Raw genomic sequence first — 21,793 nt, forward strand, 5'->3', positions numbered from 1 at the left:
TTAGGCCTTGACGTTGGCGCGAGCGTAGTCGATCGCTTGTTGGACCGTCGTGATCTTTTCCGCTTCCTCGTCGGGAATTTCCATGCCGAATTCGTCTTCGAGCGCCATGACGAGTTCGACCGTGTCGAGCGAGTCCGCGCCGAGGTCATTCACGAACGAGGCTTCGTTCTTGATCTCGGCTTCCGCGACGCCCAGTTGTTCGGCGACGATCTTCTTGACGCGCTGTTCGATGTTGTCCATTACCCCTCCGAGGGAAAAAAGTTCAAAAATCCAAGTGCGCGCATTTTATCAGGTTTGCTCTGGCAAAAAAGCGCGCGCAAGACTAGCCGATGGGCCGCGCCGAAGGCGCCTTTTCAGAGTCGGAGCCACCAAGGCGCGGATGGTACCTGAATTCGGTTACGACATATACATGCCGCCGTTCACGTGCAGCGTGGTGCCCGTGATGTAGCCCGCGAACGGCGAGGCCAGGAACGCCACCGCATGGGCAATATCTTCGGGGCTGCCAAGCCGTCCGAGCGGAATCTGGGTCTTGAGCGCCGTTTGCTGCTCCTCGGGAAGCACCTTCGTCATGTCGGTGTCGATGAAACCCGGCGCCACGCAGTTGACCGTGATGCCGCGGCTGCCGATTTCGCGCGCGAGCGCACGCGTCATGCCCGCCACGCCGGCCTTGGCTGCCGCATAGTTCACCTGACCGGGATTGCCCGCCGAGCCGACCACCGAGGTGATATTGATGATGCGACCGCCACGCGCCTTCATCATCGGGCGCAATACCGCACGCGACAAGCGGAAGACAGCTTTCAGATTCGTATCGATCACGGCGTCCCACTCGTCGTCCTTCATCCGCATCGCCAATTGGTCCTGCGTGATGCCTGCATTGTTGACGAGCACGTTCAGCGCACCGAATTCCTTGACCGTGGCATCGACGAGCGCATCGACCACCGCGGCGTCGCGTACATCCAATACTGCACCGCGCCCGGCGACGCCCGCAGCCGCAAATGCTTCGTCGATGCCCTTCGCACCGGCTTCGCTCGTGGCGGTGCCGATTACCATGGCGCCTTGCCGCGCCAGCTCCAGCGCAATGGCGCGCCCGATGCCGCGCGAGGCGCCGGTGACGAGGGCGGTCTGCTTGTCGAGTGCTTTTTCCATGTTCTATCCGAGTAATCCGCCCGCATCGGCGCTCGGCTCATGCCGCGCCCGGACGTTGGATCTGTTTCGCAAAAATAGGTGAACGGTATGCGCCGCTCGCGCGAGGGGCAGCGTCGCCCCGTTCCTGCCGCCGCTTAACCGGCGACGAGCTTGAGCGTCTCTTCGAGCGAGGCCGGATCGACGATCGCCCCGCCGACGAGGTTGCCATCGATGCGCTTCGTCAGGCCGGCCAGTACTTTGCCGGGGCCACATTCGATCACGTGCGTCGCGCCCGCCTTGGCGATCGCCTGCACGCATTCGACCCAGCGGACGGCTCCGGCGGCCTGGCGCACGAGCGCATCCTTGATCGCGGCGGGCTCCATGGCCGTGGCGACATCGACATTGTTCAAGACGGGGATTTGCGGGACGCTCACTTCCACGCTCGCGAGGTACTCGCGCAGCCGGTCGGAAGCGGGCTTGAGCAACGACGAGTGGAAGGGCGCGGACACCGGCAAAGGCAATGCGCGTTTTGCGCCCTTCGCTTTGGCGAGCTCACAGGCTTTTTCGATGGCGGCCTTATGACCGGCGATCACGACCTGCGCCGGTGCATTGAAGTTCACGGCCTCCACGACGCCCGCGCTTTGCGCGGCCGCTTCGGCACAGACCGCGCGAACCGTGTCGTCATCGAGACCGAGAATGGCTGCCATGCCGCCGACCCCGACGGGCACCGCCGTTTGCATCGCCTGCGCGCGAAAGCGCACGAGCGGAACGGCATCGCGAAACGCGAGCGCGCCGGCCGCGACGAGCGCGGTGTACTCGCCGAGACTATGACCCGCCACGATTGCCGGAACCGCCCCCCCCGCTTCGCGCCAGGCGCGATAGATCGCATAGGCGGCGCTCAGCATGACGGGCTGGGTATTCGTCGTCAGATTCAACTCGTCCGCCGGGCCGTCGGCGATCAGCTTGCCGAGGTCCTGCCCGAGCGCGTCGGACGCTTCCTGGAGCGTCTCACGCACGACCGCGCGATCGGCGAACGCGTTCAACATGCCGACAGCTTGAGAACCTTGTCCCGGAAAAACAAACGCAAATTTCATATCGTCCCCAGTTGCCGATGTCATAAGGGATACGCGCGCAGCATCGCAGAGCGCGCCAGAGGCCTGATTCGGGCGCCGCAGCCGAATACCGCGGCACCCACTGCGTCAGTAGCGGATAACGGACGCGCCCCAGGTGAAGCCGCCGCCCACCCCTTCGATCAGAACCGTCTGGCCGCGCTTGATGCGCCCGTCGCGCACGGCGAGATCTAGCGCGAGTGGAATAGATGCAGCGGAGGTATTGCCGTGCTCGCCGACGGTCACGACCATGCGTTCCAGCGGCAGACGCAGCTTGCGGCACGTGCTGGTCATGATACGGATATTGGCTTGGTGCGGAATTAGCCAATCGACCTGGTCGGGCGACAGATGCGCCTTCTCGAGCGCCTCCACGGCAACTTTTTCGAGCACGTGAACGGCGAGCTTGAATACGGCTTGACCATCCATATGAAGGAAGGCGTTACCCGCCACTGCGCCGCCGTTGACATGCCCCGGGACACAGAGGATGTCGGCGTGGCTGCCGTCGGCATGCAACGCGCTGGCGAGCACACCGGGCTCTTCCGATGCGGACAGGATCACGGCACCGGCGCCATCGCCGAACAGCACGCAGGTGGTGCGGTCGTCGAAGTCCAGAATGCGCGAAAACGTCTCGGCACCGACCACGAGCGCCGTGCGATGCTGACCGCTGCGGATGAGTGCGTCGACGGTGGCAAGCGCATATGCGAAACCGGAGCAGACGGCCTGGACGTCGAACGCTGCGCCGTTGTTCTTGATTTGCAGCTTGTTTTGCAACAAGCATGCGGTGCTCGGAAAGACGAAATCGGGCGTGGACGTGGCCACGACGATGAGGTCGATCGACTGCGGATCGATATCGGCCGCTTCGATGGCGCGCAACGAAGCGGCAAGGGCGAGATCGCTCGTCGTTTGATCGGGCGCGGCGAAGTGGCGCGCGTGGATGCCGGTGCGCGCGACGATCCATTCGTCGCTGGTCTCCACACCATGCTCGGCGAGACGATCCGCCAGGTCCTGATTCGTGACGCGGTTGGCCGGCAGATAGCTGCCGGTGCCGAGCACGCGGGAATAGATTGTCGATTGGGCCATTATGCTTTCGAAGATACCGCAGCGTAGGGCTCGGCCGAGCGGCCTGGAGCATTCGCGGAGCCGGCGCCGCCCGCATCGCGCGCGGCCTGCTCGAGCGGGTAGGCGTTTTCTTCCATCGCGCGCGCGAGGCGTTCGAGGACGCCATTTTTGACGGCATCATACCCGCGTTTGATAGCCCACTCAAACGCATAGGCATCCGCCGAACCATGGCTCTTGATCACGAGACCGCGTAGACCGAGCAACGCCGCACCGTTGTACTGCCGATGATCGACACGCTTTTTGAAACGCAGCAGCACCGGCAGCGCGAGCAACGCCATCAATTTCGTGAGCAGCGAGCGGCCAAATTCTTCGCGAATGATTTCGGAGAGCATCTGGGCGAGGCCCTCCGACGTCTTCAGGGCGACATTGCCGACGAATCCGTCGCAGACGATCACGTCGGTCGTGCCCTTGTATATATCGTTGCCTTCGACGTTGCCATAGAAATTGAGCGTGCTCGCCCGCAGCAGTTCGCCCGCGCGCTTGATCGTTTCGTTGCCCTTGATCACCTCTTCGCCGATATTGAGCAGCCCGATCGTCGGGCGCTCCTTGCCTTCGAGCGCCGAGACGAGTGCATGTCCCATTTCGGCGAACTGAAGCAGGTGCTGCGGCTCGCAATCGACGTTCGCGCCGAGGTCCAGCATCATCGTGTAGCCATGCGGGTTGGGCAGCGCCGACGCGATCGCCGGCCGCTCGATGCCCGCGAGCGTCTTCAGCACGTAACGCGACACAGCCATCAGCGCGCCCGTATTCCCGGCCGACACGCAGGCCTGCGCCGCCTCCTCTTTCACGAGGTTGAGCGCGACGCGCATCGACGAATCTTTCTTTTTGCGCAGCGCGACTTCGACGGGATCGTCCATGGCGACGACTTCCGATGCCGCGACGACGGACAGCGCGTCGAGATCCTGTGCCTTGAGCTTCTTCAGTTGGGCGCGGATCGGGGCTTCGAGGCCGACGAGCACGAGGTGGGCGTCGGCATGCGAGCGAACGAAGCTGACGGCAGCGGGAACGGTCACGGACGGACCGTGATCGCCACCCATGCAATCGATCGTGAGCTTTATGGTCATTGACTGCGGCGAATTTCAGGCGCGGTGCATGAAACTGGAGTCGGCGAGCAGAGCGCGCGCATTCCAGTCGACGCAAAAAAGCGGCAGTTGAATGCCGCCTTTTCGTTGAACCGGGAAAATGTCAGACAAGCGGTCCGACAAGCCGCCGGCCACGCGATGCGCGACCGAGCCGGACAAGCATCGCACCAATCGCGATTAGTCGTTTTTCGTCTTGACGACTTTCTTGCCGCGGTAGTAGCCATTCGGGCTGACGTGATGACGCAGATGCACTTCGCCCGTGCTCGGTTCGACGGCGAGCGGCGCTGCATTCAGGAAATCGTGCGAGCGGTGCATGCCGCGCTTCGACGGCGACTTCTTGTTTTGCTGAACTGCCATGGTAACTCCTAAAAATTTTCGGGATTCTAACACAGCGCAACCGGCGCAACGCCCCTAGCCATCAGGCTAGGGCCCTTGCGTGCTGCCGCGCGCTCCACTCCTGCGCCGCACGGTACGGTCAGTGCGTATTGCCGCCCGTACCGCCGTCGCGCTTCAATGCTTCGAGCGCCGCAAACGGATTGGGCTTGCCGCCTTCCCCGTCTTTGCCACCCTCGCCTTCATCCGACGATTGCCCGCCGGCCTCGCCAGCCAACTCCCCACCGGCGCCGGAGCTCAAGCTCTCGTGCACCTGCGGACATACGTCGTGCTTGGGAACGAGCGGCAACGAGAGCAACAGTTCCTCTTCGATCAGATCGACGAGATCGAACTGGCGCGAGCCCACGATCACATCGAGTTCATCGTCATCGAGCGGATAGGCCTCAGCCTCTTCCTCGCTCGCGACGAGCCGATAAGTGGCATCGACATCGAACGCCTGCTCGTACGGCGCGAGGCAACGCTGACATTCGAGCCAGGCCGAACCGTGCACCGCCAGCCGCAAATACGGCTGCGGAGCCTCGCTGCCGTCGTCCTGCAGTTCCGGTTGCGTCGAACCCTCGGCTTGCCAGGTGAACGACGCCTCCCGCTCGCGGGCATCGGCCGGCACCTCGTTCGACAACCGCGGCAATTGCGATATCCGCAAACCTCCGGCGGCCTGCCGCCCGCTTCGCGCGAATTCGAATACGTCGAGCGCGTGCGGATCCACGACACCGCCCGCACCACCTGCACCGCCTGATTTACCAGCCTGCTGAGTCATGGACACGCTCCTCGGCCGAAGGCGCGAACTGGCCGTGAAAAGCCAGCTAGAATAATGCTTTTGCCGTTTCCCGTCAAATACTTAACCAGGTCAATCCGGATGCCGATTCGATCCGCCCAGCTGCCGCGTCTCATTCTCGCTTCGAGCTCGCCCTATCGCCGCGCGTTGCTCGAGCGGCTGCGCATCCCGTTCGAGGTGGCCGCACCGTCACTCGACGAAACGCCTCATCCCGGCGAAGCACCGGCCGCCACGGCGCTGCGGCTTGCCGAGGCCAAGGCCCGCGCCGTTGCCGCGCGCGCAGCCGATACCCTTGACGCGCCGGGGGCGGCCGGCATGCTCGTCATCGGCTCCGATCAGGTCGCCACGTTCGACGGACGCCAGATCGGCAAGCCCGGCGGCCACGAGGCTGCGTTCGCTCAATTGAAAGAGATGCGTGGGCGCACCGTCGAATTCCATAGTGCGCTCACGCTCTTCGACGCCGCGCGCGACCTCGTACAGATCGAGGACGTCGTCACGCGGGTACGCTTTCGCGACTTGCCGGACGAGGAGCTCGAGGCCTACTTGCTTGCCGAGACGCCATATGATGTCGCCGGCAGCGCGAAAGCCGAAGGGCTCGGCATCGCACTCGTCGACGCCATCGACTCCGACGACCCGACTGCGCTCGTCGGCCTGCCGCTGATCGCGCTCACCCGCATGCTGCGAACCGCCGGGTATCCGCTTTTCGGGACCACGCGAGGTGTGCAATGAGCGGCACCCTCTATTTGATTCCGAATGCATTGGGCGACGGCGACGCCACCGCGCTCGCGACGGTCCTTCCCGCCAGTGTCATTGCGCGCACCGCGCAACTGCGCTACTTCATCGGCGAAAACGCGAAAACGACGCGCGCATTTCTGAAGCGTGTCGGCACCGAACGCCCGATACAGGAAATCGAGATTCGCGAGCTGAACGTCAACACGCCTGCCGCCGGCATCGAGCAATTGCTCGCGCCCCTGCTCGCGGGCGCGGACGCGGGCCTCGTCTCGGAGGCGGGGTGTCCCGCCGTCGCGGACCCGGGTGCGCTGCTCGTGCGCCGCGCGCACGAGCGCGGCATCAAGGTCGTACCGCTCGTCGGCCCCAGTTCGATCCTGCTTGCGCTGATGGCGTCGGGCCTCGACGGTCAGCGTTTCGCCTTTCACGGATACCTGCCGGTCGATGCCGGCGAACGAACGCGTAAGCTGCGCGAGCTCGAAGCCCACTCGCGCAAGGCCAGGGAAACGCAGATATTCATCGAGACGCCGTACCGAAATCGCGCACTGCTCGACGCGATACTGGCCGGCTGCGCGCCGTCGACGCTCGTCGCCGTTGCCGTCGACCTGACGCTCGAGACCGAAACGATCGTGAGCCGGCCGGTATCGGCCTGGAAAAAGACCGGTGCCCCCGAACTGCACAAGCGGCCCGCGATCTTTCTGATGCTCGCGACCTGAACCGGCCGCGAGCAAGGCGACTATCAGCGCAGCGATACGCGTGCACCCGCGAGCGCGTGCACGGCTGCAGCACCGAAGGCCGTGCCGAACTTGCGCGCGATTCGATCTGAAATGCTTTCCTTCACCGTGTAATCGACGACGCGCGGCGCCTTGATGACGTCGCGCGCGACGTAACCCGTATCGCCAAAGCCGTCCGCCAAGCCGAGCTCGACGCTCTTTTCGCCGGTCCAAAAGAGCCCGGAAAACAGATCGGGCGTCTCGCGCAACCGCTTCCCACGGCCTTCGCGCACGGCATCGATGAACTGCCGGTGGATCGCGTCGAGCATCACCTGCGCGTGTTCGTTCATGGCGGCCGTTTCGGGCGAGAACGGATCGAAAAAGCCTTTGTTGGCGCCCGACGTATGCAGGCGCCGCTGGATGCCCAGTTTGTCCATCAACCCTGTGAAGCCGAAACCGTCCATCAATACGCCGATCGAGCCGACGATACTCGCACGGTCGACGTAGATCTTGTCCGCGGCCGCGGCGATGTAATAACCGCCCGATGCGCACATGTCCCCCACGACGACATAAAGCGGGATCGACGGATATTTCGATCGCAAACGGCGAATTTCGCGGTTGATCATGCCTGCTTGCACTGGCGAGCCGCCGGGACTGTTGATCTGCAGCACGACACCTGCCGTGTCCGAGTCTTCGAAGGCTCGGCGCAACGACGTTGCGATATCTTCTGCGTTGGCGTTCTTGTCCGAGGCGATTTCGCCGTCGATCCTGACGAGCGCGGTATGGCGGCCCGCCACCGCCGCCACCTTTTCGCCCGGCACGTCGAACAGGGCGAATGCGATGAGCGCCAGCACGAACAAAAACGCGAAGCGGAAAAAGATCCGCCAGCGCCGCGCGGCCCGCTGCTCCCGAACGGCGGCGAGCGCCACGCGCTCGAGGACGGCGCGCTCCCAGTTGGGCTCGCGCGAAGGCGGCATCTGCGGCGCGGGTGCGGCGCCAGCCGGGCGATCGGCGTTCTCGCCGGATTCAGGGGTCAAATTGTCGGTCATGCTCGATGATGAATCGCCGCAGATGAAAGGATGTGAATGACGGTGGGAACCAATGCCCGCCCGGCCCCGCTTTGTACCCTACCCGGGAGCCGGACGAAGCGATTCGTCCGGAAGCCAGAATATCGCCCGGCCATCGGGCGTTTCGCGCTCTTCGACCGTCACGGGCCGCAAGCGGCCGCCGCGGCACGGCCCGCCGACGCAGCGCCCGCTATCGGGGGCATAGATGGCGCCATGGGTGGCGCACATCAAGTATAAGCCTGACGATTCGAAGAACTGGCCCTCGACCCAGTCGAGCTCCATCGGTACATGCGCGCACTGATTCAGGTATCCGTAGACAGCCTCGCCGTAGCGCACGAAAAAAACCACCGCGTCCTGGCCGGCATGGCGCGCCGCAACCCGCACGCCCGCCCCGCCATCGACAAGCATGTCGGATGCGCACACGCGCACCGCCTCGGGGCCCTCGGCCGGATCGCCATTCGGCCGAGCGTCGCTCATGCGTGTTCCCTGAGCCAACCGGCCAGCGTCGCCACGCTGTCGGCCACGAACCGCGGCGCGAGCGCCTCGAGCGCATCGGCCCGATGCGCGCCGTAAGCCACGCCGATGCCTGCCGTTCCGGCGTTCTGCGCCATCTGCAGATCGTGCGTCGTATCGCCGATCATGACCGTGCGCGCAAGATCCTGCCCCAATTCGCGCGTCAACTCGTGCAGCATGGCCGGGTGCGGCTTCGAGAACGTCTCGTCCGCGCAGCGCGTGCCGTCGAACATCCGCATGAGCCCCGCGCCGTCGAGGGCGCGATTCAGTCCGACCCGGCTCTTGCCGGTGGCCACCGCGAGCAGATAGCCCGCATCGCGCAACTCTTCCAGCAACTCGCGCGCCCCCTCGAAAAGCGCGATCTGCGCGTCTTTCAGCAGAAAGTGATAGCGGTAGCGCTCAGCCAGGCGCGGATACTCGCTCGGGTCGAGCGTCGGCGCCGCGATTTGCAGCGCGTCGCGCAACCCGAGTCCGATCACATAGCTCGCCGCCTCGTCGGCCGGCACCGGCAGCCCGAGATCGCGGCATGCCGCCTGGATGCTGCGCGTGATATGCGCGGTGGAATCCATCAGCGTGCCGTCCCAATCGAAAACGATCAGGTCAAAGAGTTCTCGGGCCATCGGCGCGCGCCTCGTCGGTCGATTCGTTCAGTTGATCCAGAAAACGCCGGCATTCCGCGGGCAATGGCGCCTCGAACGTCAGCGGCTCGCCTGTGACCGGATGCACGAGACTCAAGCGGTGTGCGTGCAAAAACATGCGCTTGAGTCCGGGACGGGCGTCCGCGCGCCCCAGCGCCTTATTCAGCGCGAAATCGCCGTATTTCGCATCGCCGACGATCGGCAAGCCGAGATGCGCGAGATGCACGCGAATCTGGTGGGTGCGCCCCGTTTTCAGCTCCGCTTCGACGAGCACGTAGCCAGGCCACCGCTCGACGAGATTGAACACGGTATGTGACGCAAGCCCATGCGGATCGACACGTACGCGACGCTCGCCGTCGGCCGTCAGGTATTTCGTTAGCGCGGCCTTGACCGCGCGCCGCTGCCCCCAATCCGGCGCCCATTCGCCATGCGCGCAGGCGTAATAGCGCTTGTCCATGCGGTTCTCGCGAATCTGCTCGTGCAAGCCGACGAGCGCGACACGCTTTTTCGCGAGCATCAGCACGCCCGACGTTTCGCGATCGAGCCGGTGCACGAGTTCGAGAAACTTGCCGAGCGGCCGCGCCTCGCGCATTTGCTCGATGACGCCGAACGCGACGCCGCTGCCCCCGTGCACCGCCACGCCGGCCGGTTTGTCGATGACGAGCAGGTAGTCGTCTTCGAACAGCACCGAAAACTCGGCGGCCGGCGCCGCCGGTACGAACGCGGACGCCTCGCTCAGCGCGACGCGAATCGGGGGCACCCGGACGAGATCGCCCGTCACGAGCCGATATTTCGCGTCGACACGCCCCTTGTTGACCCGCACTTCGCCGCTGCGCAGGATCCGGTAAATGTGACTTTTCGGCACCCCTTTGCAGACTTTCAGCAAAAAATTGTCGATCCGCTGGCCGGCAACGCCGTCATCCACCTGTATGATCGATACTTGGTCGCTCGCGACCAATTTCTGGGATATTTTGCCTAACTCATTCATTCTGAATATAATTTGCCCCAGCAGCCTGCGGCTGCCGGCGTGTTGGCCGGCGAATCCGGCGAGCTGCGCGGGGGCGAAGCGAGAAGCTGCTATTTTACTTGCTTGGCGGTACCCGAGGGCGCGTTGCTTGCCCTTTCAAAATTAGCAACGAGTTGCACGCACGGAATTGGCGAGCGGCAAGGACGGCGCCCGCAGGCGCGTTCGGTCGCAGCCGGTCCCGACGGTAACGGAAGGGTGGTAAAAAAGAATTCATCAGGCGAGCCTCGGTATCGGACGATGTCGTAGGTCACGAGGCTCCCGATTGCGAAAACTACGGCGAGCGCCCGCGAGCGTTCCGCGACGAGCGGAGCTTTGGGCGACGTCAATACTGGCGAGACATCCCGCGCGGCTGTCGAGCGTCATACGGGCTTCGTGCCGCGTCGCTGACGACGCGGCACCGCTCCGGCCGGCAGGCGTGCACCGCACGCTACGAGCCGCGGCACACGAGGCACGGCGACGCAAAGCGCGCCCTGTGCATCGCCGTTATTTGAAGCCGTGTTCGCATGCGCCCGGCGGTTCGCGGCCCATTGGACCCGCAGCGAACCCCATCCAGGCAATTCTCCCCGCCATCGTTCCTGCTCCAGCGTGCTTGTGACAACAAAACGAAGACGCGGCGCGCCTTCGCGAATGCGGTCGCGGCTCCATGCCCCGTCCGCCCTCGCCGGCCAAGCCGCTCTGGAGCCGTTCAATGAAACGCATGCTGTTCAATGCGACGCAGCAGGAAGAACTGCGCGTCGCCATCGTCGATGGGCAAAAGCTCATCGATATCGATATCGAGACCGCCGGGCGCGAACAGCGCAAGGGCAACATCTACAAAGGCATCGTCACCCGTATCGAGCCGTCGCTCGAAGCCTGCTTCGTCAATTACGGCGAAGACCGCCACGGCTTCCTGCCGTTCAAGGAGGTCGCCCGTCAGTACTTCCGCGACGGCGTGGAAATGCGCTCGGCACGCATCCAGGATGCGCTGCGCGAAGGCCAGGAGTTGATCGTCCAGGTCGAAAAGGAAGAACGCGGCAACAAGGGCGCGGCCCTGACCACGTTCATTTCGCTGGCCGGCCGCTATCTGGTCCTCATGCCGAACAACCCTCGCGGCGGCGGCGTGTCGCGCCGAATCGAGGGCGACGATCGCCAGGAACTGCGCGAAACGATGGCGCAACTGCAACTGCCCGACGGCATGAGCATCATTGCGCGCACGGCCGGGATCGGCCGCAGCGCCGAAGAGCTGCAATGGGATCTGAACTATCTGATGCAGCTGTGGCGCGCGATCGAAGCCGCCTCGCAAAGCGGCCAGACCGGCCAGCCGATGCTGATCTACCTCGAATCGAGCCTCGTCATCCGCGCGATTCGCGACTATTTCCAGCCCGATATCGGCGAGATACTGATCGATACGACCGAAATCCACGATCAGGCGCGCGCCTTCATGGATATCGTCATGCCGGACAACGTCGGCAAGGTGAAGCGCTACCACGACGACGTTCCGCTCTTCTCGCGTTTTCAGATCGAGCACCAGATCGAAACGGCGTACTCGCGCACGGTGCCGCTGCCTTCGGGCGGCGCGATCGTGATCGACCACACCGAGGCGCTCGTCGCCATCGACGTCAACTCGGCGCGTGCCACCAAGGGCGCGGACATCGAGGAGACGGCCACGCGCACGAACCTCGAGGCGGCCGACGAAGTGGCCCGCCAGTTGCGTCTGCGCGATCTGGGCGGCCTCATCGTCATCGATTTCATCGATATGGAATCGGCCAAGAGCCAGCGCGAAGTCGAACAGCGGCTCAAGGATGCCCTCAAGCACGACCGCGCCCGTGTGCAAATGGGCAAGATTTCGCGCTTCGGCCTCATGGAGCTGTCCCGCCAGCGCCTGCGCCCGGCGCTGTCCGAGGGTAGCCACGTCACCTGTCCGCGTTGCAACGGCACCGGCCACATCCGCGATACCGAATCGTCGGCCCTTCAGGTGCTGCGCATCATCCAGGAAGAGGCGATGAAGGAAAACACCGCGGCGATCCATTGCCAGGTGCCCGTGGAGGTCACGGCGTTTCTGCTCAACGAGAAGCGTCAGGAAATCAACAAGATCGAATCGCGCTTCAAGGTCAACGTCGTCCTCATTCCGAACAAGCATCTCGATACGCCGCATTACAAGCTCGAGCGCCTGCGTCATGACGACGCCCGCCTCGATGATCCGCGCGCTTCGTGGAAGATGGCCGAAGAAGCCGCGCGCGAGCTCGAATCGGAGACCGGTTACAGCAAGCGCAGCGAAGACCTGAAGCCCAAACAGGAAGCGGCTGTCAAAGGCATTACGCCCGAGAAGCCGGCGCCGAGCGCGCCCAGCCGGCCGGTATCCGTCGCGCAGCCCGTCATCGCACCCGTGCGCACAGGCGGCGGCGGATTCTTCGGCTGGCTCAAGGGACTGTTCGGCGCTGCGCCGGCTGCCCCGGCGCCCGTCGCCCCCGAACCCGTGCAACAGCCGAAGCCTGCGCGCGAGCGGAGCGAGCGTAGCGGTGGCGAGCGTGGCCGGACCAACCGTCGTGGCGGCGCCGGAGGCCGAGATGGCGCAGCACGCGCCGAAGGGACGAGCCCGCGCCAGCAAGCCCCGGGGCAACGCCGCGACGAGCAACCGCAGTCCCGCGAACCGCGCGAGCCGCGCGAAGGTCGCGGTCAGCGCGAACAACGCGAAGGCCGGGAAGGTCGGGAGGCCCGCGATGGCCGCGAGCGCGCGCAGGAACGTACCGAACAAGGTGCCGAAGCGACCGCACGCGGCGAACGGCAAGAACGCGGCGAGCGCCGGGAGCGGCCCGAACGCGGCGAGCGCCGCAAACCGCTGACCGAAATCGCCCCCGAGACGGTCACGCGTCCCGAGGCGCCTGTCGTCGAAGCCGGTGCTTCAGCCGCCGCTACGGCGGGAGGACCCGCCGCTGCGGCCGAGCAGGATGCCGGTGCCGCCCGTGATGGGGAAGAGCGTCGCCGCCGTCGCCGCGGCCGCCGTGGCGGACGTCGCGAGCGCGAAGAGGATGGCGTGAATGTCACGCATGCGGCCGATGTCGCCGAAGCCGAGGGCGCCGTGGCCGAAGTCGCGCCGCAAACGCCGGCTACTACTCATGCCGAGCCCGCCGCCGTGACGCACGCGGCCGATGCTGTGGTCACCCCCGTGCCGATGCAAGCACCCGCCGCAACGCCGCTGCCGGCGACCGAAGCCCCCTCGGCACCCGCCGAGGCACGCGAGTCGACGCCGGCCATCCCTGCCGAAGCGCCGATTGCCGCCGCCGAGCCAGCGCCCGAGGTCGTACCGCACGCCGAGCCGCTGCCTGCCGCCGCGGAAGCTGCGCTCGAGCGGACTCCCGTCGAAGCCACCCCTGCCGCCCTCGGCGCGGTCGAGCAGCCTGCAGCTGCCACGGCCGAACCGGTGTCGGCGGTGTCGGGCGGCGCGCTGTCCGATCCGGACGTCGCCGCGAAGCTCGCGCCGACGCACGCAGAACCGGCAACGGAAACGCCCGCGGCAGCCGCTCAGCCCACTGCCGTGGCCGAAGAACCGGCGCAGCAGCAGGCAGCAGTCGAAACGACACCTGCTGCGGCGCCCGCCAAGCGGGCAAACGGTCTATCGGTGAGCGACTTGCAGCCGATGCTCGAGTCGGCCGGCCTCGTCTGGGTCAGCACCGACGCCGAAAAACTGCGCAGCGCGCAGGAGGCGGCCGCGCGGATTGCTCCGCCCGCTCGGGTGCCGCGCGAGCGCAAGCCAATGCCGACCGTCGACACCACGCCGATGCAGCAGATCGAAACTCGCAAGTCCGAGTAATTCGAATCGGTTGTTGTCCCACCGCGCCAGCCCGCCTCCCCGAGGCGGGCTTTTTTATGCCTGAGCGCCGGCGACCCGAAGCCTGGATCTCTCCGCTCGGCGATACCCGCAACACCGACCGGGCAAAACCGGCCGAATGTTGCGCGTTCAGCTAGAATGGCCTTCTGACCTTTTCCCGATTCGACCATGTCCCGCCGTATCATTCCCGTCGCCGATATCAGCGCGGTCCCCGATATCGCCGGCGCCGCGTTCGCGCCCCGCGGGACACTGACCGATGCACGCAGCCGTCCCATGCGCGATTTGCGCATATCGATCACCGACCGGTGCAATTTCCGCTGCGTCTACTGCATGCCGCGCGCCGTGTTCGACAAGGATTACCCGTTCCTGCCCCACAGCGCATTACTGACGTTCGAGGAAATCGAGCGTCTGGCGCGTGTTTTCGTCGCCCACGGTGTCGAAAAGATCCGGTTGACCGGCGGCGAGCCGCTTTTGCGCAAGAACATCGAATGGCTCATCGAACGGCTCGCGCGCATGAGCACCGCCAGCGGCCGGCCGCTCGACGTGACACTGACGACGAACGGTTCGCTGCTCGCGCGCAAAGCCCGCTCGCTCAGGGACGCCGGGCTCACGCGCGTCACGGTCAGTCTCGACGCGCTCGACGATGCGCTCTTCAAACGCATGAACGACGCCGACTTCGCGCCGTCGGCCGTCCTCGACGGCATTGCAGCCGCCGAGGCGAGCGGCCTCGCGCCGCTGAAAGTCAACATGGTCGTCAAGCGCGGTACCAATGACGGTGAAATCCTCCCGATGGCCCGGCATTTCAAAGGCTCCGGCGTGGTGCTGCGCTTCATCGAATACATGGACGTCGGTACGTCCAACGGCTGGAACATGACCGAAGTGCTGCCTTCGGCGGAAGTCGTAGCGCGCATCGGCGAAGTCTTTCCGCTCGTTCCTCTCGAGCCGAATAGCGCGGCCGAAACGGCTCAACGCTGGGGTTACGCGGACGGCACGGGCGAAATCGGCGTCATTTCGAGCGTCACGCGGGCCTTTTGCGGTAGCTGCACACGGGCGCGGCTCTCGACCGAAGGCAAGCTGTACCTCTGTCTCTTCGCCTCATCGGGGCACGACCTGCGTGCGCTCGTGCGCAACGGATCGTCCGACGCCGACATTGCGACAGCCATCGCGCGTATCTGGCAGGCGCGCGATGATCGCTACTCGCAGTTGCGAGGCAGTGGCGTGCCGGCCGGCCCCGACAACGATGCACCGCGCGTCGAAATGTCCTATATCGGCGGTTGATGCCGCCATGGCTCGCATGGAGCACCCGCCCTCTTCCCTCGTCACCGGCCTGATCCTCGCGGGCGGGCGTGGTACACGCATGGGCGGCCTCGACAAGGGCCTGCAGCCGCTGCGCGGCGAGCCGCTGGCGCTGCATGTCGCCAGACGCCTCGCACCGCAGGTCGGCGCGATGCTCATCAGTGCAAACCGTAACCTCGATGCCTATGCGTCGCTTGGCGCGGCGTTTCAAGCGAGCATCGTCAGCGACGCCAGCGGCGACTTCCCTGGCCCGCTGGCCGGCATGCTGGCCGGATTGCGCGCGGCGCGCACGCCGTTCGTCCTCGCGGTGCCCTGCGACGCGCCGAACCTGCCGTCCGATCTCGCCGAGTGTCTCGGCAACGCGCTCGATGCCGCGTCAGCGGACATCGCCACCGTCACCACACGGGACGGCACCGGCCGAACCACGCTGCACCCCGTCTTCGCGTTGATGCGCACATCGCTTGCCGACGACCTCTCAGCCCGGCTCGCGGCCGGGGAGCGCAAGGTTCGCGCGTGGTACGCGCGCCACAGGCACGTCGAAGTCGCATTTGCCGACGAGCACGCGTTTTACAATGCCAACTCCTTGCAGGAGCTCGCCGACCTCGAGCGTGCCTGATATCGAAGGTGTGGACCGGCCGGGCATGCAAGCCGCCGGTGCGCGCACCGCGCCGACGGCCGGGCCACCCCAAAAAGAAGGACGTTCGCGGCCAATCGCAGATAATCGCCGCGTCCAATCATCGATGACCACCTCCGAAGACATTTCCCGCTGCGTCCCCGAACATGACGCCCAGGCACTGCCGGTCGCCCAGGCGCGAGCCATCGTGCGTCGCTGGGCGCAGCCGGTCGCGACGGCGGAGCGCGTTGCATTGCGCGCCTCGCTCGACCGCGTGCTGGCCGAGGATGTGATTTCGCCGATCGACGTGCCGTCGCACAACAACGCCGCCATGGACGGCTATGCGTTCGACAGCGCCGTCCTCGCCGATCCCGCCCCCGGCGGCTCAGCGGAGCTCGAGCTCGAAGTGGCCGGGCAGGCGCTGGCCGGACATGCGTTCACTGGTCATGTGGCGCGCGGTCAATGCGTGCGCATCATGACAGGCGCGACAATTCCAGCCGAATGCGATACGGTCATCGCTCAGGAGCAAACCGTACGCACCGGCGAGCGCATTGCCTTCGACGCACGGCGGATATCGCAAGGCTCCAACTGCCGGCGCGCCGGCGAAGACCTGGCACGGGGACGCGCCGCGCTCACCGCTGGACGTATCGTCCGCGCCGCCGATGTAGGTCTGCTTGCTTCGCTCGGCGTGGCAGAAGTCGCGGTGCATCGCCGGCTGCGCGTCGCTTTCTTTTCGACGGGCGACGAACTTCGCTCGGTGGGCGAGCCGCTCGATACGGGGTGCGTCTACGACAGCAACCGCTACACGCTCGGCGCGATGCTCGCGCGCCTGAATGTCGAGGCACTCGATCTCGGCATCGTACGCGACGAGCCGGCGGCGCTCGAAGCCGCATTGCGAAGTGCCGCGTCCTGTGCGGACGTGGTTCTGAGCTCGGGCGGCGTCTCCGTTGGCGATGCCGATTTCACGCGCCGCCTGTTCGAAACGCTGGGCGACGTGGGGTTCTGGCAACTCGCGATGCGCCCGGGACGTCCGCTCGCATTCGGCCGGCTATGGCCCACGCACCGGGACGACGGTCTGCGCCCCGCGCTTTTTTTTGGCCTGCCGGGCAATCCCGTCGCCGTCATGGTGACGTTCTACCAGTTCGTGCGCGAAGCGCTGCTGGCGATGTCGGGAGCAAAAGTCGAAGCACCTTTGCAGTTGCGGGCGACCAGTTCGACACCGATCAAAAAACGCCCGGGCCGCACCGAATATCAGCGCGGCGTTGCGACACGCGCAGCCGACGGCACATGGCTCGTCGCACCGACCGGCTCTCAAGGCTCGGGCGTTTTGAGCTCGATGAGCCGAGCCAATTGCCTGATCGTCCTTGCGCATGAGCAAGGCGACGTCGCGGCCGGCGCGCCAGTCGAGATCGTGCCCTTCGACGGCCTGATCTGATCGTCCAATCGAAAATATCGTCTCCAACGGGGCACGTTCCACATGAAAAAACAAATCCTCTCGATCGCACCCGGTCAGACCGCCAAAGCGCTCATCCTCGTCTATCTCACCTTCAGCGTACCGATCGTGTTGCTCGGCATGCTCGTCGCGTTCATCAAGTACGGTTCCGTCGAACTGAGCACGATTTTCAGCGCGTTGCTGCTCAACGCGATCCTCGGCTTCGTGCTGCTCTGGATCGCCTGCCACGCTTATAACTGGGTGGCCTCGCGTTTCGGCGGCATCGAGATCGTTCTGGCGGACGTGCCGGAAGAAGCCTGACGGCCATTGCCACGGCCGCCCTCAAGCGTCCGGTTCCGACCCGCTCGAGTCCGCATCGCCGAGCAAGCCCTGCGCTTCGTCTCCGGGCAAAGCTTCGACCGTGCGCAGCTTGGTACTCATGACGCGCGTACGGCGCTCGGCCGCCTCGATCGAGCGCGTCACCGTCTCCAACTGCGATTTCGTCTTCGCGAGCACGTCGCCGAACTTGCCGAATTCGGTCTTCACCGCGCCGAGCACCTGCCAGACTTCGCTCGAACGCCTTTCGATCGCAAGCGTACGGAAACCCATCTGCAGGCTATTGAGCAACGCAGTCAGCGTCGTAGGACCCGCAACCGTCACCCGGTAATCCCGCTGCAACAGGTCGGTGAGCCCGGGGCGGCGCAACACCTCGGCGTATAGCCCTTCCGTGGGCAGAAACAGCAGCGCGAAATCGGTCGTATGCGGCGGCGCCAGATATTTTTCGGCAATCGTGCGCGCCTCGTTGCGCACGCGCGTCTCAAGCGCGCGCGATGCCTCCTCCACGGCCACAGGATCGGCGCGCTCCTGCGCATCGATGAGGCGCTCGTAGTCTTCCCGCGGAAACTTCGCGTCGACGGGCAGCCAGACAGGTGCCGCGGCGCCCTCGCCGTTACCGCGTTCCGCACGCCCCGGCAGCTTGATCGCGAATTCGACGCGCTCGCCGCTTCCGGGCACCGTCGCAACGTTCTTGGCGTATTGGTCCGCCGTCAGTATCTGCTCGAGCAGCGCTTCGAGCTGAACCTCTCCCCAGGTGCCGCGTGTCTTGACGTTCGTCAGCACCTTCTTGAGATCGCCCACACCGGCCGCAAGCGTCTGCATCTCGCCCAACCCCCGATGCACCTGCTCGAGCCGATCCGATACGAGCTTGAACGATTCGCCAAGGCGCTGCTCGAGCGTCGCATGCAGCTTTTCATCGACGGTGCGGCGCATCTCCTCGAGCTTCGCCGCGTTATTCGCTTCGATGTCCTTCAGGCGCGCTTCGAGCGTGGCACGTACTTCGGCAAAACGGCGGTCGTTGGCTTCCATGAGCTGCGCCAGTTGCTGCGCGAGCGTGTCGCCAAAACGTTTGAGCGTGGCGCTTTGCTCTTCGCGAGACTGGAGCGCCTGACGTTGCAAGCTCTCGCGCATCGATTCCAGCTGCTTCGCATTCGTATCGACGAGCAACGCGAGACGCTCCGAGAACCCGTTGATCTGCTGGTTCTGAACCGCGGCGACACTCGTCAACTGGGTCGCAAGCGTCTGTTGGAACTGCGCAAAACCGCCGCCTAGTTCCCCGCGGGACAGCCGCGCCGTTTCCGCGATTTCCGAGCGCAGTTCGCGTTCGAGCCGCTCATATGCCTGCGTCTGGTGCTGCCCGGCGGCCTCGACGCGCGCCCCAAGTTCGGCGAGCGCGTCGCGCTCGCTGGCCCGCGTGAGACCGCGCAAGGCCAGCGCCAGCGAAAAAGCGAGGATAACAACGGCGATCGAGAGCGCGACGGTAAGCAGTGTCGTCATGAGCGCGCCTTCCCGAGCACTTGCGGATTGATCGGATTGGGCGGCTGCCCCGCAAGCGGTCCGACGTCGAGCCCCGCTATCAGATTGTCCGCCGCGAGATCGGCCATCGCCCGGCGCGTCGTCTCGCTCGCGCTGGCAATGTGCGGTGTCAGCACCACGTTCGGCACCGAAAGCAGGCCGGGATGCACGCCCGGTTCGCCCTCGAAGACATCGAGGCCTGCGGCCGCGATGCGCCGCTCGCGCAACGCGACGGCGAGCGCCGCATCGTCGACGATCCCGCCGCGGGCGATATTCGTCAGGGTGGCCGTACGTTTCATCAGCGCGAGCTCGGCCGCGCCGATGGTATGGCGATTCTCGGGTGTATACGGCAACACGAGGACGACGTGATCGGCTTCACGCAGCAAATCCGCCTTTGGCCGGTACTGGGCAGCAAGCTCGGCTTCGACGTCGGGCGCGACGCGCGAGCGATTGTGATAGATGACGTGCATGCCGAAGCCGCGCGCGCGTCGAGCGAGCGCCTGCCCGATGCGCCCCATGCCGATGATCCCGAGCGTCGAACCGTGGATATCGACGCCGAGAAAGCCGTCATGGCGCCAGCCCTGCCATTGCCCGTCGCGCAGCCAGCGCTCGCTCTCCGTAATTCTGCGCGCCGCCGCCATCATCAGTGCCCAGCCGAAATCGGCCGTCGATTCGTTGAGTACGTCGGGCGTGTTGGTGGCGAGCACGTTTGCCGCGTTGAATGCGGCGATATCGAAATTGTTGTAGCCCACCGCCATGTTGGCCACCACGCGCAAGCGTGGCGCGGCGGCGAGGACGGTGGCATCGATCATGTCGCCGGCCGTCAGCGCGCCGTCCTTATCGGCAAGCCGGCGCACGAGTTCGTCGGGTGCAAGCGCGGGGCCGTCGTTCCAATCGACCTCGAAATGCGCTTTGAGCCGCTCGACGACCTCCGGAAAGATTGGGCGCGCGACAAGAATTTTTTGCATCGGGTGTCTCCGTCACTGAGGCCGCGCGTTCGTCACGGCCCCCAAAAAAACAACCACGTCGTCAGCAGAAAAACCGGTACGAGGATGACCCCCGACCAGCCGAGATAAGCGAAGAAGCTGGGCATGCGTACGCCGCGCGCCTCGGCCATCGACTTCACCATGAAATTCGGTGCGTTGCCAATGTAGCTCATCGCGCCCATGAACACCGCGCCGGCTGAAATGGCCGCGAGTGTCGTCGCGCCTGACGTCGTCAGCACCTGCGCATCGCCACCCGCGAGATTGAAGAACACGAGATAGGTCGGCGCATTGTCGAGAAACGACGACAAAAGACCCGTGGCCCAGAAGTACATCGCGTCGATCGGCTGGCCGCGCGCATCGGTGACGAGATCGACGACAGCCGCAAACGGCCCCTGCGGCCCCGCGCGCAACATCATGATGACGGGCGCGATGGTGACGAAGATGCCGGCGAACAGCTTGGCGACTTCCTCGATCGGCGCCCAGTTGAAGGCGTTACCGACCCGTGCGGAGCGCGGCGTGAGCGCAAGCGATGCGAGCGTCAGCACGACGAGCAGCACATCGCGCGCCGCGTTTTGCAGCTCGACGTGGACACCCAGTACTTCGAGCGCCAGGCCGGGCCGCCAAAGCCCGCTCGCCAGCACGGCGGCGATCACGAGCGCAAGCAGCGCGAAGTTCGCTTTGCCCTCGATCGCGAGACCCCGCGTGTCGGGCGAGGGATCGAGAAACGGCGTGCGCTCTTCACCTTCGCGCCGATAGTAGTAGCTGTCGAGCACATAAAAGAGCGCGAGCAGCAGGCCGCAGATGACGAGCATCGGCGCTACCAGATGTTGCGTCGTCCAAAAGAAACCGACGCCGTTCAAAAAGCCGAGAAAAAGCGGCGGATCTCCCAGCGGCGTAAGGGAGCCCCCGGCATTGGCGACGAGAAAGATGAAGAACACGACGACATGGACGACATGCTTTCGATTGTCGTTCGCACGCAAGACCGGCCGAATGAGGAGCATCGCCGCGCCCGTCGTGCCCATGATGCTGGCAAGCAAAGTTCCGAGCGCGAGCATGACGGTATTCGTCCTCGGCGAACCGTGCAGGTTGCCGCGCACGCAAATCCCGCCGGCGATCGTATAAAGCGCCGTCAGCAACACGATGAACGGCAGATATTCCTCGAAGAGCGCATGCGCCAATGTTGCCAGTGCCGCCCCGCCGCCGTTCGCATAGCCGAAGGGCACGACGAACAGCACGGCCCAGGCCGCCGCGATCTTGCCGAAATGGCGATGCCAAAGCGCGGGTGCCATGAGCGGAGCGATCGCGATCGACAGCAAGATGCCGGCAAACGGCAATGCCCAGGCGGGGGAAAGCGCCGCACCGTCGAGCGTTGCCGCGGCAGCGGGCGCTGGCAATACAGCGCTTGAGAGCGCCACGAGCAGCATGATTGCAATACGACCGTCGAACGGCATGCGCGGCATTGCCGCATGTCGTGGTTTCATTGACTTCCTCTTGTGATGCGGTGTGCGGTGCGCAGG

21 protein-coding genes are annotated in these 21,793 nt (G+C 65.2%); 7 read left to right on the top strand and 14 right to left on the bottom strand.

The features are described from left to right. From acpP to GWC77_RS15825, 7 genes are all read right to left on the bottom strand, one after another. The gene (gene acpP / locus GWC77_RS15795; RefSeq protein WP_004197638.1) at positions 1-240 is read right to left on the bottom strand and encodes an acyl carrier protein; all 240 of its coding nucleotides are present in this window, start codon (positions 238-240) and stop codon (positions 1-3) included. Positions 241-396: 156 nt separating this feature from the next. After that, positions 397-1,146, bottom strand: a complete 750-nt coding sequence (gene fabG, locus GWC77_RS15800) for a 3-oxoacyl-ACP reductase FabG (protein WP_173258370.1) — start codon at positions 1,144-1,146, stop codon at positions 397-399. 134 nt (positions 1,147-1,280) lie between these two features. Further along, a complete protein-coding gene (fabD, locus tag GWC77_RS15805) occupies positions 1,281-2,219 on the bottom strand; it encodes an ACP S-malonyltransferase (protein ID WP_173258372.1) in 939 nt (312 codons plus the stop codon). Positions 2,220-2,324: 105 nt separating this feature from the next. Then, positions 2,325-3,314 carry a beta-ketoacyl-ACP synthase III gene (locus tag GWC77_RS15810; protein ID WP_173258373.1) on the bottom strand — a complete coding sequence of 330 codons (990 nt, stop codon included), beginning with the start codon at positions 3,312-3,314 and terminating at the stop codon, positions 2,325-2,327. Next, positions 3,314-4,417, bottom strand: coding sequence for a phosphate acyltransferase PlsX (gene plsX, locus GWC77_RS15815; protein WP_173258374.1), 1,104 nt, complete (start codon positions 4,415-4,417; stop codon positions 3,314-3,316). The genes GWC77_RS15810 and plsX overlap by 1 nt, the downstream gene beginning before the upstream one ends. Before the next feature lie 195 nt (positions 4,418-4,612). Next, on the bottom strand, positions 4,613-4,792 hold the full coding sequence (gene rpmF / locus GWC77_RS15820; RefSeq protein ID WP_007741736.1) for a 50S ribosomal protein L32: 180 nt from the start codon (positions 4,790-4,792) through the stop codon (positions 4,613-4,615). A 118-nt stretch (positions 4,793-4,910) separates the two neighbouring features. Further along, on the bottom strand, positions 4,911-5,585 hold the full coding sequence (locus tag GWC77_RS15825) for a DUF177 domain-containing protein (RefSeq protein ID WP_173258375.1): 675 nt from the start codon (positions 5,583-5,585) through the stop codon (positions 4,911-4,913). Positions 5,586-5,684: 99 nt separating this feature from the next. Here GWC77_RS15825 and GWC77_RS15830 point away from each other — a divergent pair, with 99 nt between their 5' ends. Together GWC77_RS15830 and GWC77_RS15835 are read left to right on the top strand one after the other, a co-directional pair. After that, positions 5,685-6,332 carry a Maf-like protein gene (locus GWC77_RS15830; RefSeq protein ID WP_173258376.1) on the top strand — a complete coding sequence of 216 codons (648 nt, stop codon included), beginning with the start codon at positions 5,685-5,687 and terminating at the stop codon, positions 6,330-6,332. After that, positions 6,329-7,048 (top strand): SAM-dependent methyltransferase, encoded by a 720-nt coding sequence (locus tag GWC77_RS15835; RefSeq protein ID WP_173258378.1) that lies wholly within the window; start codon positions 6,329-6,331, stop codon positions 7,046-7,048. The genes GWC77_RS15830 and GWC77_RS15835 overlap by 4 nt, the downstream gene beginning before the upstream one ends. A 23-nt stretch (positions 7,049-7,071) precedes the next feature. On the opposite strand, the gene GWC77_RS15840 is transcribed toward GWC77_RS15835, so the two are convergent. The 4 genes from GWC77_RS15840 to GWC77_RS15855 form a co-directional block, all read right to left on the bottom strand. Then, on the bottom strand, positions 7,072-8,094 hold the full coding sequence (locus tag GWC77_RS15840) for a S49 family peptidase (RefSeq protein WP_173258380.1): 1,023 nt from the start codon (positions 8,092-8,094) through the stop codon (positions 7,072-7,074). 78 nt (positions 8,095-8,172) lie between these two features. Beyond that, positions 8,173-8,589, bottom strand: coding sequence for a Rieske 2Fe-2S domain-containing protein (locus GWC77_RS15845; protein WP_173258382.1), 417 nt, complete (start codon positions 8,587-8,589; stop codon positions 8,173-8,175). After that, positions 8,586-9,245: an HAD-IA family hydrolase gene (locus GWC77_RS15850; RefSeq protein WP_173258383.1), complete on the bottom strand. Its 660-nt coding sequence runs from the start codon at positions 9,243-9,245 to the stop codon at positions 8,586-8,588. The genes GWC77_RS15845 and GWC77_RS15850 overlap by 4 nt, the downstream gene beginning before the upstream one ends. Continuing rightward, the gene (locus GWC77_RS15855; RefSeq protein WP_173258385.1) at positions 9,226-10,251 is read right to left on the bottom strand and encodes an RluA family pseudouridine synthase; all 1,026 of its coding nucleotides are present in this window, start codon (positions 10,249-10,251) and stop codon (positions 9,226-9,228) included. Before GWC77_RS15855 ends, GWC77_RS15850 begins: the two co-directional genes overlap by 20 nt. Positions 10,252-10,978: 727 nt before the next feature. On the opposite strand from GWC77_RS15855, the gene GWC77_RS15860 reads away from it, so the two are divergent. The 5 genes from GWC77_RS15860 (at position 10,979) to GWC77_RS15880 (ending at position 17,760) form a co-directional block, all read left to right on the top strand. Then, positions 10,979-14,080 (top strand): Rne/Rng family ribonuclease, encoded by a 3,102-nt coding sequence (locus GWC77_RS15860; RefSeq protein ID WP_173258387.1) that lies wholly within the window; start codon positions 10,979-10,981, stop codon positions 14,078-14,080. A 186-nt stretch (positions 14,081-14,266) separates the two neighbouring features. Then, positions 14,267-15,376 carry a GTP 3',8-cyclase MoaA gene (gene moaA / locus GWC77_RS15865; protein ID WP_173258389.1) on the top strand — a complete coding sequence of 370 codons (1,110 nt, stop codon included), beginning with the start codon at positions 14,267-14,269 and terminating at the stop codon, positions 15,374-15,376. 16 nt (positions 15,377-15,392) lie between these two features. Continuing rightward, a complete protein-coding gene (mobA, locus tag GWC77_RS15870; RefSeq protein ID WP_254366988.1) occupies positions 15,393-16,010 on the top strand; it encodes a molybdenum cofactor guanylyltransferase MobA in 618 nt (205 codons plus the stop codon). 124 nt (positions 16,011-16,134) lie between these two features. Beyond that, the gene (gene glp, locus GWC77_RS15875; RefSeq protein WP_173258393.1) at positions 16,135-17,442 is read left to right on the top strand and encodes a gephyrin-like molybdotransferase Glp; all 1,308 of its coding nucleotides are present in this window, start codon (positions 16,135-16,137) and stop codon (positions 17,440-17,442) included. A gap of 42 nt (positions 17,443-17,484) precedes the next feature. Then, positions 17,485-17,760, top strand: coding sequence for a hypothetical protein (locus tag GWC77_RS15880; protein ID WP_173258395.1), 276 nt, complete (start codon positions 17,485-17,487; stop codon positions 17,758-17,760). 21 nt (positions 17,761-17,781) lie between these two features. Here GWC77_RS15880 and rmuC read toward each other — a convergent pair whose 3' ends face one another. Genes rmuC through GWC77_RS15895 form a run of 3 tightly spaced genes read right to left on the bottom strand, consistent with a single transcriptional unit; the run spans position 17,782 to position 21,727 of the window. Then, positions 17,782-19,272 carry a DNA recombination protein RmuC gene (gene rmuC / locus GWC77_RS15885; RefSeq protein WP_173258397.1) on the bottom strand — a complete coding sequence of 497 codons (1,491 nt, stop codon included), beginning with the start codon at positions 19,270-19,272 and terminating at the stop codon, positions 17,782-17,784. After that, complete coding sequence (locus GWC77_RS15890) at positions 19,269-20,258, bottom strand: D-glycerate dehydrogenase (RefSeq protein WP_173258399.1); 990 nt, start codon at positions 20,256-20,258, stop codon at positions 19,269-19,271. Before GWC77_RS15890 ends, rmuC begins: the two co-directional genes overlap by 4 nt. Positions 20,259-20,290: 32 nt before the next feature. Further along, positions 20,291-21,727 carry a sodium:proton antiporter gene (locus GWC77_RS15895; RefSeq protein ID WP_254366989.1) on the bottom strand — a complete coding sequence of 479 codons (1,437 nt, stop codon included), beginning with the start codon at positions 21,725-21,727 and terminating at the stop codon, positions 20,291-20,293. Positions 21,728-21,793 lie beyond the last annotated feature (66 nt).

Origin of the sequence: Paraburkholderia sp. NMBU_R16 (assembly GCF_013282575.1) — a bacterium.
Lineage (GTDB): Bacteria > Pseudomonadota > Gammaproteobacteria > Burkholderiales > Burkholderiaceae > Trinickia.

What these genes read in the sequence shown, in the direction of transcription:
- acpP (WP_004197638.1), bottom strand. Translation starts at nt 240, where the DNA reads ATGGACAACATCGAACAGCGCGTCAAGAAGATCGTCGCCGAACAACTG.
- fabG (WP_173258370.1), bottom strand. Translation starts at nt 1,146, where the DNA reads ATGGAAAAAGCACTCGACAAGCAGACCGCCCTCGTCACCGGCGCCTCG.
- fabD (WP_173258372.1), bottom strand. Translation starts at nt 2,219, where the DNA reads ATGAAATTTGCGTTTGTTTTTCCGGGACAAGGTTCTCAAGCTGTCGGC.
- GWC77_RS15810 (WP_173258373.1), bottom strand. Translation starts at nt 3,314, where the DNA reads ATGGCCCAATCGACAATCTATTCCCGCGTGCTCGGCACCGGCAGCTAT.
- plsX (WP_173258374.1), bottom strand. Translation starts at nt 4,417, where the DNA reads ATGACCATAAAGCTCACGATCGATTGCATGGGTGGCGATCACGGTCCG.
- rpmF (WP_007741736.1), bottom strand. Translation starts at nt 4,792, where the DNA reads ATGGCAGTTCAGCAAAACAAGAAGTCGCCGTCGAAGCGCGGCATGCAC.
- GWC77_RS15825 (WP_173258375.1), bottom strand. Translation starts at nt 5,585, where the DNA reads ATGACTCAGCAGGCTGGTAAATCAGGCGGTGCAGGTGGTGCGGGCGGT.
- GWC77_RS15830 (WP_173258376.1), top strand. Translation starts at nt 5,685, where the DNA reads ATGCCGATTCGATCCGCCCAGCTGCCGCGTCTCATTCTCGCTTCGAGC.
- GWC77_RS15835 (WP_173258378.1), top strand. Translation starts at nt 6,329, where the DNA reads ATGAGCGGCACCCTCTATTTGATTCCGAATGCATTGGGCGACGGCGAC.
- GWC77_RS15840 (WP_173258380.1), bottom strand. Translation starts at nt 8,094, where the DNA reads ATGACCGACAATTTGACCCCTGAATCCGGCGAGAACGCCGATCGCCCG.
- GWC77_RS15845 (WP_173258382.1), bottom strand. Translation starts at nt 8,589, where the DNA reads ATGAGCGACGCTCGGCCGAATGGCGATCCGGCCGAGGGCCCCGAGGCG.
- GWC77_RS15850 (WP_173258383.1), bottom strand. Translation starts at nt 9,245, where the DNA reads ATGGCCCGAGAACTCTTTGACCTGATCGTTTTCGATTGGGACGGCACG.
- GWC77_RS15855 (WP_173258385.1), bottom strand. Translation starts at nt 10,251, where the DNA reads ATGAATGAGTTAGGCAAAATATCCCAGAAATTGGTCGCGAGCGACCAA.
- GWC77_RS15860 (WP_173258387.1), top strand. Translation starts at nt 10,979, where the DNA reads ATGAAACGCATGCTGTTCAATGCGACGCAGCAGGAAGAACTGCGCGTC.
- moaA (WP_173258389.1), top strand. Translation starts at nt 14,267, where the DNA reads ATGTCCCGCCGTATCATTCCCGTCGCCGATATCAGCGCGGTCCCCGAT.
- mobA (WP_254366988.1), top strand. Translation starts at nt 15,393, where the DNA reads ATGGAGCACCCGCCCTCTTCCCTCGTCACCGGCCTGATCCTCGCGGGC.
- glp (WP_173258393.1), top strand. Translation starts at nt 16,135, where the DNA reads ATGACCACCTCCGAAGACATTTCCCGCTGCGTCCCCGAACATGACGCC.
- GWC77_RS15880 (WP_173258395.1), top strand. Translation starts at nt 17,485, where the DNA reads ATGAAAAAACAAATCCTCTCGATCGCACCCGGTCAGACCGCCAAAGCG.
- rmuC (WP_173258397.1), bottom strand. Translation starts at nt 19,272, where the DNA reads ATGACGACACTGCTTACCGTCGCGCTCTCGATCGCCGTTGTTATCCTC.
- GWC77_RS15890 (WP_173258399.1), bottom strand. Translation starts at nt 20,258, where the DNA reads ATGCAAAAAATTCTTGTCGCGCGCCCAATCTTTCCGGAGGTCGTCGAG.
- GWC77_RS15895 (WP_254366989.1), bottom strand. Translation starts at nt 21,727, where the DNA reads ATGCCGTTCGACGGTCGTATTGCAATCATGCTGCTCGTGGCGCTCTCA.